General features: G+C 69.3%; 10 protein-coding genes. 6 read left to right on the top strand and 4 right to left on the bottom strand.

The annotated features are described in order from the left end of the window. Nucleotides 1–215 precede the first annotated feature (215 nt). From benA to A5727_RS04635, 5 genes are all read left to right on the top strand, one after another. Nucleotides 216–1,580, top strand: a complete 1,365-nt coding sequence (gene benA, locus A5727_RS04655) for a benzoate 1,2-dioxygenase large subunit (RefSeq protein WP_068245211.1) — start codon at nt 216–218, stop codon at nt 1,578–1,580. 3 nt (nt 1,581–1,583) lie between these two features. Next, nucleotides 1,584–2,108: a benzoate 1,2-dioxygenase small subunit gene (gene benB / locus A5727_RS04650; RefSeq protein WP_068245207.1), complete on the top strand. Its 525-nt coding sequence runs from the start codon at nt 1,584–1,586 to the stop codon at nt 2,106–2,108. A 10-nt stretch (nt 2,109–2,118) separates the two neighbouring features. Then, the gene (gene benC / locus A5727_RS04645) at nt 2,119–4,686 is read left to right on the top strand and encodes a benzoate 1,2-dioxygenase electron transfer component BenC (RefSeq protein ID WP_068245204.1); all 2,568 of its coding nucleotides are present in this window, start codon (nt 2,119–2,121) and stop codon (nt 4,684–4,686) included. 53 nt (nt 4,687–4,739) lie between these two features. Continuing rightward, the gene (locus tag A5727_RS04640; RefSeq protein ID WP_068245370.1) at nt 4,740–7,364 is read left to right on the top strand and encodes a helix-turn-helix transcriptional regulator; all 2,625 of its coding nucleotides are present in this window, start codon (nt 4,740–4,742) and stop codon (nt 7,362–7,364) included. An 86-nt stretch (nt 7,365–7,450) separates the two neighbouring features. Continuing rightward, nucleotides 7,451–7,906, top strand: coding sequence for a M15 family metallopeptidase (locus tag A5727_RS04635; protein WP_502687654.1), 456 nt, complete (start codon nt 7,451–7,453; stop codon nt 7,904–7,906). Here the strand turns inward: A5727_RS04635 and A5727_RS04630 are convergent. Genes A5727_RS04630 through A5727_RS04615 form a run of 4 tightly spaced genes read right to left on the bottom strand, consistent with a single transcriptional unit; the run spans nt 7,903 to nt 11,295 of the window. Continuing rightward, complete coding sequence (locus tag A5727_RS04630) at nt 7,903–8,556, bottom strand: 3-oxoacid CoA-transferase subunit B (protein WP_068245201.1); 654 nt, start codon at nt 8,554–8,556, stop codon at nt 7,903–7,905. The two genes, A5727_RS04635 and A5727_RS04630, sit on opposite strands and share 4 nt — an antisense overlap. Beyond that, nucleotides 8,553–9,332, bottom strand: a complete 780-nt coding sequence (locus tag A5727_RS04625; RefSeq protein WP_068245198.1) for a CoA transferase subunit A — start codon at nt 9,330–9,332, stop codon at nt 8,553–8,555. The genes A5727_RS04630 and A5727_RS04625 overlap by 4 nt, the downstream gene beginning before the upstream one ends. Further along, a complete protein-coding gene (gene pcaD, locus A5727_RS04620) occupies nt 9,329–10,087 on the bottom strand; it encodes a 3-oxoadipate enol-lactonase (RefSeq protein ID WP_068245195.1) in 759 nt (252 codons plus the stop codon). Before pcaD ends, A5727_RS04625 begins: the two co-directional genes overlap by 4 nt. Beyond that, entirely contained in the window at nt 10,084–11,295 is a 1,212-nt protein-coding gene (locus A5727_RS04615) for an acetyl-CoA C-acetyltransferase (protein ID WP_068245192.1), read from the bottom strand. The genes pcaD and A5727_RS04615 overlap by 4 nt, the downstream gene beginning before the upstream one ends. Before the next feature lie 77 nt (nt 11,296–11,372). Here A5727_RS04615 and A5727_RS04610 point away from each other — a divergent pair, with 77 nt between their 5' ends. Then, the gene (locus A5727_RS04610) at nt 11,373–12,254 is read left to right on the top strand and encodes a LysR substrate-binding domain-containing protein (RefSeq protein WP_068245189.1); all 882 of its coding nucleotides are present in this window, start codon (nt 11,373–11,375) and stop codon (nt 12,252–12,254) included. Nucleotides 12,255–12,270: the final 16 nt, after the last annotated feature.

The raw sequence follows: 12,270 nt of genomic DNA, 5'->3' as shown, positions 1-12,270 counted from the left end.
TTCATCGGGCCGGATGTGATCGGTGGCACATACGACGGTAGGACCGCGATCAATACAGAACAAGGACTTATTTACCGGCTATTGATCGTGTTCATTGATCAATCTGGGTCCAGGTCAGGACTGGGAATATGCCTAGTGTGACGGTGGCCACTTCCTGTGACAGTGCATGACAGAGCACACAAGACCCCGCTGACCAGCCTGAGTTGGAGGCCCCCATGACCGCTTCGATCGTTTCGCCCGCGCACGTGGCCGACGTCCTGGCCGACGCTGTGATCGACGACCCGGAAGCCGGCGTGTTCCGCACCAACCGCCGCATTTTCACCGACGAGGAGATCTTCGAACTGGAGATGAAACACATCTTCGAGGGGAACTGGGTTTACCTCGCCCACGAGAGCCAACTGCCCAACCCCGGCGATTACTTCACCACGTACGTCGGCCGCCAACCCGTGGTGATCACCCGCGGTCGCGACGGACAACTGCACTGTCTCATCAACGCGTGCGCGCACCGCGGCGCGATGATCTGCCGCCGCAAGACCGACAACCGTACGACGCTGACGTGTCCGTTCCACGGGTGGACGTTCCGCAACGACGGCACCCTGCTGAAGGTCAAAGACCCCGAGGGCGCGGGGTACCCGGACACGTTCAACTCCGGCGGTTCGCACAACATGACCAGGGTCGCCCGGTTCGAGGGGTACCGGGGGTTTCTGTTCGCCAGCCTCAACGAGGACGTGCTGCCGCTGACCGAACACCTCGGTGACGCCACGACCGTCATCGACATGCTGGTCGATCAGTCACCCGAGGGTCTTGAGGTGCTGCGCGGCTCGTCGACCTACACCTACGACGGCAACTGGAAGGTGCAGGCCGAGAACGGCGCCGACGGCTACCACGTCACCGCCACGCACTGGAACTACGCCGCCACCACCAGTCGCCGGGGCACCGGTGAGTCCACGAACGACACCAAGGCGCTGGACGCCGGAAGCTGGGGCAGATCCGGTGGCGGCTACTGGTCGTTCCCACACGGGCACCTGTGCCTGTGGACCTGGGCCGGCAATCCACAGGACCGGCCGCTGTGGGACAGGCTCGACGAACTCAAGAAGACCTTCGGCGAGGCCAAGGGCGACTTCATGGTCAAGGGGTCGCGCAACCTGTGCGTGTATCCGAATGTGTATCTGATGGACCAGTTCTCGACGCAGATCCGGCACTTCCGCCCCATCGCGCCGGACAAGACCGAGGTCACCATCTACTGCATCGCCCCCAAGGGCGAAAGCGACGCGGCCCGGGCTCACCGCATCCGCCAGTACGAGGACTTCTTCAACGCCTCGGGTATGGCCACACCGGACGATCTCGAGGAGTTCCGGTCCTGTCAGTTGACCTTCCAGGCCCGGTCCGCACCCTGGAATGACATGAGCCGCGGTGCCCAGCACTGGCTTTCGGGCCCCGACGAGATGGCCGAATCGCTGGGCATGCACGCCGTCGTGTCCGCAGGCGTGAAGAACGAGGACGAGGGCCTGTACCCCGTGCAGCACGGCTACTGGCTGCAGACCATGCGCGAGGCACTCGCGCGCGAGACCGGGACGTAGAACATGACCATCCTGGAGCAGCCGCAGCAGGCGAGCGCACTCATCACCCAGAACGCGATCGAGCAGTTCCTGTACCGCGAGGCCCGTCACCTCGACGACCGCGAGTTCGAGAAATGGCTCGACTGCTACGCCGACGACGTCGTGTACTGGATGCCGTCCTGGACCGACGACGACCGCCTGGTCGAGGACCCCCAGCGGGACATCTCGCTCATCTACTACGCCAACAAGGGCGGCCTGGAGGACCGGGTCTTCCGGATCCGCACCGAACGCTCGTCGGCGACATCGCTTCCCGAGCCCCGCACCAGCCACAACATCAGCAACGTCGAGGTGATCGAACGTCGCGGCGATCTGGTCGATGTGCGCTTCAACTGGCACACCATGTACTTCCGCTACAAGACCGTCGACCCGTACTACGGCACCTCGTTCTACACCATCGACTTCTCCGGTGAGCAGCCACTGATCCGCCGAAAGACGGTGGTGCTCAAGAACGACTACATCCACCATGTGGTCGACGTCTACCACTTCTAGGAATCTGGACATGACTGTGCCAACGGACACCGAAACCTACTCGGTGGCACTGTCCTTCGAGGACGGTGTGACACGCTTCATCAACTGCCGCGCAGACCAGACCGTCGCCGACGCCTCGTACCGCCAGCGCATCAACATCCCCCTGGACTGCCGCGACGGCGCGTGCGGCACCTGTAAGGCACTGTGCGAGTCGGGCAGTTACGACGGCGGGTCCTACATCGAGGACGCGCTGGCCCCCGACGAGGCCGAACGGGGATACGTTCTGCCGTGCAGCATGAGGCCGCGCTCGGACCTGGTGCTGCAGATCGCGAGCACGTCCGACGTCGCCAAGACCGCGGCGAAGACCCACACCGGCACCGTGGTCGAGGTCACCAGGCTGTCATCGACCACCGTGCGGTTCAGTCTCGAGATCCCCTCCCGCGCCGAATTGGCCTTTCTTCCTGGGCAGTACGTGAACATCGCGGTGCCCGGCACCGACGTCTCGCGGTCCTACTCGTTCGCCAACGCTCCCGACGAACCGCGGCTGACCTTCCTGGTCAAACTCGTCCCAGGCGGCGCGATGTCGGACTACCTCGACCAGCGTGCCGCCGTCGGGGACGCGATCAGCTTCACCGGTCCCCATGGCTCGTTCTTCCTGCGCGAGGCCGAGCGACCGATCCTCATGTTGGCCGGCGGCACCGGACTGGCCCCGGTGCTGTCGATGCTGGGCAAGCTGCGCGCGGAGGGCAGCACCCGCACCGCGCATCTCATCTACGGTGTCAGCTCCGACGCCGATCTGGTGGAGATTGATCGGATCAGCGACATCGGTTCCGAGATACCGGGATTCACCTGGGATCACTGCGTGTCCGATCCGGCCAGCACCGCCGTCAACAAGGTGCGGATTCCGGCCCTGATCCGGCCCGAACACCTCTACGGCGGGGACGTCGCCGTGTACCTGTGCGGGCCACCGCCCATGGTGGAGGCCGTGCGTGAACACCTCGCCGACAACGACGTGACCCCGACCGGGTTCTACTTCGAGAAGTTCGGGTTGGCGCGCGGCGGATCCCCGGCGGAGCCTCAGCCGGAGGCCGAACCGCAGACCAGGACGGCCGTCGGCGAAGAACTGCTCCTCGCCCGCGACGCGCGCGCCGTCGGCGGCCAGGAGATGCTGCCGGACCACACCCTGGGCCCCTGGCCGCACACGGTGCGCGTCGAGGAGTCCGCGGAGACGGCGCGCAGCATCGCCGGGCAGGAGCTCTTCGCGGCCGCCGCGACCGTCACCCCGGAGCGCGCCGCGCCCGTCGCGGTCGCCGCCGACGGCTATCAGATCGGCGAGGAGCACCCGGACGTGCACGAGTCCGACGCCCTGTTCGAGGCCCGCCAAGCACTTGAGTTCGGCGCGCTCGAGCTGACGCTGGGCCGGCTGACGAGCAGCCAGCTGACCGGTTACCGACTGCTCGCGGAGGCGACACTGCCCTATGTCGACGGGGACCGGTTCGTCGACGCCGCGAAGTACACCGAGACCAATGCGGCCTTCCACGAGCACCTGTTCACCCTCACCGGCAACGAGCACCTGCTGCAGGCCTACCAGGCGCTCGACGTCAAGGGCCGGATGAGCGAGGCGCTCCGGCACGCCACCTGGTGCCACCCCCTGTGCGCACAGGACCACGTCAACATCGTCACGGCCTTCGAGGCCGAGGACCGCGCGAAGGCACGCGCGCTGATCGCCGCGCATTCGGAATGCGCGAAGCAGACCATGCGGCGCGCGATGTCCGACCTCACGGCAACACATGCCGCCCATCGGCCCAGATTCGTCAGCCCGGGCCGGTTCGCCGGCAAGGTGGTGGTGGTGACTGGGGCGGCCCAGGGCATCGGCGAGCACACCGCGCGCCGGATCAGCGCCGAGGGCGGCACGCTGGTGCTCGCCGACCGCTCCGAACTGGTCAAGGAACTCGCCGACGAACTGGCCGGCTCCGGCCCGCGGACCCTGGCGGTGCAGGCCGACCTCGAGCGCTACGAGGGTGCGGATTCCCTGATACGGCAGGCACTCTCGACGTTCGGCCGCATCGACGTGCTGATCAACAACGTGGGCGGGGCGATCAACTTCAAACCCTTCACCGAGTTCACCGATGCCGAGATCCGCGCCGAGCTCGACCGCTCGCTGCTCACCACGCTCTACACCTGCCGGGCCGCACTGCCGGCCATGGTCACAGCCGGCGGCGGCGTCATCGTCAACGTGTCGTCGGCGGCGACCCGGGGTGTGCACCGAGTCCCCTACTCGGCGGCCAAGGGCGGCGTCAACGCCGTCACCGCGTCGCTGGCCCTCGAGTACGCCGACGCCGGGATCCGGGTGGTGGCCACGGCACCCGGGGGAACCGAGGCCCCGCCGCGGCGGATCTCACGGGGAACCCCGACCCCGTCCAGCGAGGTCGAGAGGGAGTGGTTCCAGGCGCACATCGACCAGACGCTCGACTCGTCTGTGCTCAAGCGGTACGGCACGCTCGACGAACAGGCCGCCGCCATCTGCTTCCTGGCCTCCGACGAGGCCTCCTACATCACCGCGACGGTGCTGCCGGTCGCCGGCGGCGATCTGGGCTGAGCCGCCGAATCGACGACAAGGCCGATTCACCCCGTCGTACCATGTGAGGCGTGCTGAGCCGGACCGAATGCGTCGGGCGCGAACGCGATCTGGCCGAACTCGCGGCGCTGCTCGGCACCTCCGAGCGCGGCGCAGTCGTGGTCGCGGTGTTCGGCGAATCGGGAATCGGCAAGACCTCCCTGCTGCGACAGTTGGCCGCAACACATCCCGGCCGATGGGCCACGGCGACCCCGTGGGAGACCGACCTGCCCGGCGGGGTGCTCGCCCAACTTCTGCAGTCTGATGTTCCCGCCGACCCAGTGGACGCCGCGGCGTGTCTGGTCGATCACCTGACCGGCGTGCCCGCTCAACTGTTGGTCATCGATGATGCCGACTACGCCGACATCGAGTCGCTGCAGGCGATTTCGACGCTGGTGCGGCATCAGCGCGAAGTGCCGGTGCTCATGGTGCTCGGCGCGACGGGCGATATCGGGCCGTGCGCCGATGTGTGCACCCGGGAGATCCGGTTGACCGGGCTGTCCCGCGACGACGTCGCGGAATTGGCCCGGCGCCGCGGTACGGCACTGCATCCGACGACGGCCGACCGATTGACCCGGCACACCCGCGGCAATCCGCGTGACGTGCTGGCCCTGCTCGAGGAGACGCCCGCCGCGGTGTGGACCCGACCCGACGCCGAGCTCCCGGCACCTGCCCACGTACTGGCCGCCGTGCGCGAGCGGCTCGCCGGCTGTGACGCACCCGGACAGGCCCTGGTGCAGGCATTCGCGGTGCTGGGTCCGCACGCCACCCTGTCCGAGGCAACCGAGTTGGCCGCCGTCGCCGAGCCACTGCCGGCGCTCGATGCCGCGGTGCGGTCCGGACTGCTCGACGCCACAACACCATTCGCGCCGACGCTGACCGATCCCCTGACCCGGACCGCACTCGCTCAGCTGATGGGGATCGCGGCCACGACCGAGGCCCATCGCCGCGCCGCGTCGATTGTCACCGATCCGATTCGACGGTTGCAGCACCGCGTGGCCGCCTCGCCGTTTCCCGACCCGGACCTGGCCGACGAGGTCGACGCCCTGGCCTGGGCGCGGGGCCGCGACGGGGCCTGGGCGCAGGCCGCCGAACTGTTCCGGGACGCGAGCAGGCTCACCCCCGACCCACTGACCCGGGACGAGCGGCTCACGCTGGCAGTCGACGCACTGGTCGCCGCAGGCGACTGCGGAGCGGCGGCGGCCATGGTGCCCACGGTGGAGAGCATGCGCGAGACACCGCTGCGCAACGCGGTCCTGGGCTACCTGGCGCTGTTGCGTGGCCGGGCCGCCGAAGCCGACGTCAGGCTGCGGCGGGCCTGGGACATCGTCAACGTCAAGCGGAATCCGGCGACGGCCGCACTGATCGCACAACGCCATGTGCTGCACCACCTGATGCGGTGCCGCGGCGACGAGTTGGTGCTCTGGGCGGACAGGGCGGCCGAACTCGCCGACCAGGACTCCCCGGCCGCGATCGAGTCCGCGGCGATCCGTGGTCTCGGACTTGCCGCAGCGGGACATCCGATCTCGGCGACCCAGGCCTACGAACAGCTCACCGCCCGGCTGCGGCACGGGGCGCAGGCGCAGCGCGTGACGATGGGGCGCGGCTGGCTGCAGCTGATTCGCGACGACGTCGACGGCGCTCGCGCCAGCCTCGAAAGTGCAGTCGCCACAGCCAATCTCGGTGGGTCCACCCGCATCACACTGTGGGCCAACGCCTGGCTGGCCCGGGCGCAGTTCGTCACCGGCGAGTGGGACGATGCCCTGGCCACCGTGGCGGCGGGCCGCGTTGCGGCACAGCAGAGCGGAATCACCGTCGTCACACCGCTGTTGGAGTGGACCGCCGCCAATGTCCACGCGCTGCGCGGAGACTGGACTGAGGCCGAGCGCGCGGTGCAGGCCGCCGATGCGGTGACCCACGACTATGCGATGATGCGGATCCCGGTCGTGTTGGCGCGCGCTGCGATCGCCGAAGCCGAGGCCGATTACGCCAGGGTCCGCGAGACCCTGACACCGCTGGTACGCATGGCCGACGGCACCTCGCTGACCGAGCCGGGTCACTGGCCCTGGCCCGATGTTCTGGCCAACGCCCTGGTGGTCGACGGTCACCTGACCGAGGCCGACGCGTTCCTTCGTCCGCACGAACAGCGGGCGCGGGCCCGCGGCCACCGCTCCGCGATGGCGCGACTCGGGTATGCGCGGGGCAGACTGCTCGGTGCACAAGGTGATGTGGCGGCGGCCCGTGCGTCATTCGACGAGTCGCTGCGTCTCCTCGAGGGGCTGCCCCTGCGCTACGACCTGGCGCGGGTCAACTTCGCCTACGGGCAGACCCTGCGCCGGGCCGGAAAGCGGCGCGACGCCGACGCCGTGATCAGCACCGCTCGCGACCTCTATCTGTCGCTGGGTGCGCACACCTATGTGGCGCGCTGCGACCGCGAGCTCAAAGCCGGCGGACTGCACCAGCAGCGCGGGTCACGCGACAGCGTCCAACTGACCCCGCAGGAGGAGGCCGTGACCGCGTTGGTGGCGCAGGGATTGTCAAACCGCGAGGTGGCCGCCGAACTCTATGTGTCGACCAAGACCGTGCAGTATCACCTGACCCGGGTGTACGCGAAGCTCGGGGTGCGCTCCCGGTCCGAACTGGCCGCGGTGCGCCGCTGACGTAAGGTGGCCACGGGACGGGAGCAGAGGAGTCTGACAGCGTGTTCGCCCAACGTCTGCCGCTGGCCGCCGGTGTCGTGGCGGCGATCGGTGTCGGAGTGTGCGCGCCGACCGCGATCGCCGATGCCGGTGTGGTGGCGATCTCCCCGTTCGATGTCAGTGATCCCGCGGTCGGCCACCTCGACCCGGCGCTGCTGACCGCCCTTCAGAACGCTGCGAGCGCCGCGGCCGCCGAGGGAATCACCATGACCGTCACCTCGGGATGGCGCACGCCCGAGTTCCAGCAGCAGCTGCTCGACGACGCGGTGGCCACCTACGGCAGTTACGCCGCGGCACGCCAGTACGTCCAGACCCCGACCGGCTCCAAGCATGTGCTGGGCCAGGCGGTCGACGTGGGTGGTCTCGGGGCCGATGAGTGGCTCATGGCCAACGGGCCGCGGTTCGGGCTGTGCCGGATCTACGCCAACGAGTCGTGGCACTTCGAGTTGGCCACCGACGCGCTGGGCCGCTGCCCGGCACTGCTGCCCAGCGCCGCAGGCTAGCCTGCCGCCGTCAGCACCCGCCCGTCGACCATCGGCGCGGCGGTCTGGACCACCACGTCGTCGTAGTCCACACCGGGCGCGAGTTCCACGACGCGGAAACCGGACCCGGTGACGTCGAAGACACCGAGATCGGTGATCACCCGGCTCACCACGGCTTTCCCGGTCAGCGGCAGATCGCAGGCCGAAACCAGTTTCGCGCCACCGGTTTTGGTGACATGGTCCATCAGCACGATGACCCGGCCCGCGCCGCTGACCAGGTCCATGGCCCCGCCCATGCCCTTGACCATCGAGCCCGGCACCATCCAGTTCGCCAGGTCACCGGTGCCGGCCACCTGCATGCCGCCCAGCACCGCCACATCGACGTGGCCGCCGCGGATCATGGCGAAACTCGTCGCCGAGTCGAAGAACGAGGCACCCCTGACCACCGACACCGTCTGCTTGCCGGCGTTCACCAGATCGGGATCCACCTCGTCCTCATAGGGGAACGGTCCGACGCCCAGGATGCCGTTCTCGGCATGCAGTGTGACGGCCGAGTCCGCGGGCAGGTGATCGGGGATCAGTGTCGGCAGCCCGATGCCGAGGTTGACGTAGTCGCCGTCCTTCAGTTCGGCGGCCGCACGCGCGGCCATCTCCTCCCGTGTCCAGCTCATTTCGTGGACTCCTCACGTCGGCGGGTGGTCAGCTTCTCGATGCCCTTACGGGCGGCCTGTTCGGGCGTCAGTTCGTGCACGCGCTGCACGAAGATGCCGGGCAGGTGGATCTCGTCGGGATGCAGGGCACCGACGTCGACGACGCGCTCGGCCTCGACCACCGTCACCCGGCCCGCCATCGCGGCGGGCGGGTTGAAATTGCGTGCCGCGGCGTGGAATACGCAGTTGCCGGCGGTGTCGGCCACCGCGGCGCGAACCAGCGCATAGTCGGTGACGATCGCCTCCTCGAGCAGCATCTCGCGGCCGCCGAAGCTGCGCACCTCCTTGGGCGGCGAGGCCAGCGCGACGGACCCGTCGGAGTGGTAGCGCCACGGCAGACCGCCTTCGGCCACAAGGGTGCCCACGCCGGTGGGGGTGAAGAACGCGCCGACACCGCTGCCGCCCGCGCGCAGTCGTTCGGCGAGCGTGCCCTGCGGGGTGAGTTCGACGGTCAGTTCCCCGGCCAGATACTGCCGGGCGAACTCCCGGTTCTCCCCCACATAGGACGCGATGACCCTGCTGATCCGGCGCGCTTCGAGCAGCAGGCCCAGGCCTGCGCCGTCGACACCGCAGTTGTTGCTGACGATGGTCAGATCGGTTGCGCCCTGCTCAAGCAGTGCCTCGATGAGGAACCATGGGATCCCGGCCAGGCCGAACCCCCCCACGGCCAGGCTGGCCCCATCGGGAATGTCGGAGACCGCCTCAGCGACCGAGCCGACGACCTTGTTCAGTGTCATGAGTGCTCCAGGTGTTCGATCAGTGCGGCGGTGACGACGCCGGGTTGTTCGGCGTTGGCCAGGTGCGCGGCGTGCTCGACCACCAGCAGCCGGGAGCCGGGAACCGCGGCGACGATCTCTTCGAGTCGAGCGGGCGGGGTTGCGGGGTCGTCGGCCCCGGCGATGGCCAGGGTGGGGGCGGTGATGGCCGAAAGGTCTTGGCGCAGGTCGAGTTCGGCGATGGCCTCACAGCAGGCGGCGTAGCCTTCGGCCGGTGTGCCGGCCACCATGTCGCGCCAGTAAGTTAGGGCGCCGTCGAAGTCCTGGCTGAACCAACGCTGCACCACGGCCTCGGCCACCGCGCCCGCCCCGTCGGCGCGCACCGTCGCGGCGCGCTGTGACCAGCCGTGCGCGGGCGGCAGGTATGCGGCGGTGCACAGCACAACCATGCGATCGACGCGTTCGGGATTGCGGGCGGCCACGCGCATGGCCGTCATACCGCCCAGCGACAACCCGACCAGGTGCGCGCGTTCGACGCCGAGCCGGTCGAGCAGGCCGACGACGTCGTCGGCCAGGTCGTCGATCGAGTAGGGCCCGTCGGGGACCGGGGATGCGCCGTGGCCGCGGGTGTCATAGCGCACCACCCGAAACCGTTCGTTGAGCATGTCGAGTTGGGCATCCCACATGTGATGGGTCGCGCCCAGCGAGTTGGCCAGGACGACGACGGGCCCGTCCGCCCGGCCGGTCACGACGGCGTGCACCTCGGCGGCGCTCATCGGACGACCTCGAAGACCGCGGCCAGGCCCTGCCCACCGCCGACGCACATGGTCTCCAGCACATGGCGGGCATCGCGGCGGTGCGCCTCGTATGCGGCGGTGGCCAGGATGCGGGCCCCGGTGGCGCCGATGGGGTGCCCCAGGGAGATTCCGGACCCGTTGGGGTTGAGCCTGTCGTCTTCTGGGTCGAGCTTCCACTCCGCCAGCACGGCGAGGACCTGGGCGGCGAAGGCTTCGTTGAGTTCGATCAGGTCGATGTCGTCCAGGCCCAGCCCCGCCCGGTCCAGCGCGGCCGCGGTGGCACCGACCGGGCCGATGCCCATGCGCTCGGGGGCACACCCCGACACCGCCCACGAGCGCAGGGCCAGCATCGGGACCAGGCCCCGGCGGTCGGCCTCGGCCCTGGTGGTGACCACGCACAGCGCGGCGCCGTCGTTCTGCCCCGAGGCGTTGCCCGCGGTGACCGTGGATTCGGGGTCGACGCTGGCGCGGATCGCGCGCAGCCGCCCCAGCCGCTCCGTGCTGATGTCGGCGCGCGGGTGTTCGTCACGATCCACGACGACGTCGGGCGCACCGCGCGGGCCGGCAACGGTGATGGGGATCATCTCGTCGGCGAAGCGGCCGGCCTCGTGCGCGGCCACCGCACGGTGGTGGGAGCGCACCGCGAGTTCGTCCTGCTCGGCGCGGTCGATGCCGTACTCACGGCGCAGGTTCTCGGCGGTTTCGATCATCCCGCCGGCGATGGGATGCGTTGTCCCGCCTGCGGTTTCGCGGGCCCGATCCAGCCGGTCCAGCAGCGCGACGCCACCTTGGCGCACGCCGGTGCGCAGGCCGAGGGCGTAGTGCTCGACGTTGGACATCGACTCGGCGCCGCCTGCGACGATCACCCGGGCCGCTCCGGTGGCCACCTGGCCCGCGGCGTAGAGCACCGCCTGCAGGCCCGAACCGCAGCGGCGGTCGATCTGCAGTCCGGGCACGGCCGTGCCGAGGCCGGCGTCGAGTGCCGCGATGCGCCCGAGGGCGGGGGCCTCACCGCTGGCATAACCGTTGCCCAGGATGACGTCGTCGACGTCGTTCTCGCCCAGACCGGTGCGGGCCACCAGTTCGCGCAGCGCGGTCGTGGCCAGCTCCGCCGCCGTCAGACTCGCGAGAGCCCCGCCCATTCGGCCGACGGGGGTGCGGATCGGGCTGCAGATCACAACGTCCATGGTTTCGACCGTAGGGCGCCTGCTCCATATGTGGAAGTACTTAGATTGACGCTATTGATAGCTATAGAGTCCTAATTATGGAGTTGAGGCATCTGCGGTACTTCCGCGCCGTCGCCGAGGAACTGCACTTCGGCCGTGCCGCACAGAGGCTGCACATCGCGCAGCCGCCGCTGTCCCAGCAGATCCGCCAGCTCGAGCGCGAACTCGGGACCACCCTGCTTGTGCGGACCACGCGCAGTGTGGAGCTCACCCCGGCCGGCCAGGACTACCTGACCCGGGTGGTGAAGATCCTCGACGCCGTCGACGACGCCGGGGCCGCGGCCCGCCGCATCGCCGACGGCACCGAGGGTCAGCTGTCGATCGGCTGTGTGGGGTCGGCCACCTACTCGCTGCTGCCCTCACTGGTCCGGGCGCTGGGGGAAACGCTGCCCGATGTCGAGGTCAGCGTTCGCGGGGAGATGCTGGCACCCGCCCAGCTCGCGGCCCTCACCTCGGGAGAGATCGACCTGGCCCTGCTGCGCCCGCCCGCCGAGCGGGAGGGCGTGCTGACCGAGACCATCCGCCGCGACCGCCTGCTGGTCGCGGTGCCCGCCGGGCACCACCTGGCCGGGCGGGATCAGCTGCGGGCCGCCGACCTGCGCCACGAACACTTCATCGCCCACACCGGCCATGGGCTCTCAGTGATGAACAGTGTCCTCACGGCCGTCTGCGCCGACGCCGGATTCGTCGCCCAGGTGCGGCATGAGGTGAGGGAGACCTCGACGCTGGTGACCTGGGTCGCCGCAGGACTCGGGGTGGCCGTCGTGCCCGAACCGACCGCTTCCCTCGATATCGCCGGCGTGCGGTACGTACCCCTGGGGCCGGACCACCTCGGCATCGACCTGCTGGCGGCCCGGTTGGAGTCCGCGTCGACGCCGCTGGTCGAACGGGCGCTGACGGTCCTGCGGGCCATCGCCTGACCGCCGCGGTGCGGAT

It is taken from the genome of Mycobacterium sp. ACS4331 (genome assembly GCF_001667265.1).
Lineage (GTDB): Bacteria > Actinomycetota > Actinomycetes > Mycobacteriales > Mycobacteriaceae > Mycobacterium.
Note: the sequence above shows the minus strand (reverse complement) of the source record. Positions and strands in the feature narration are given on the sequence as shown.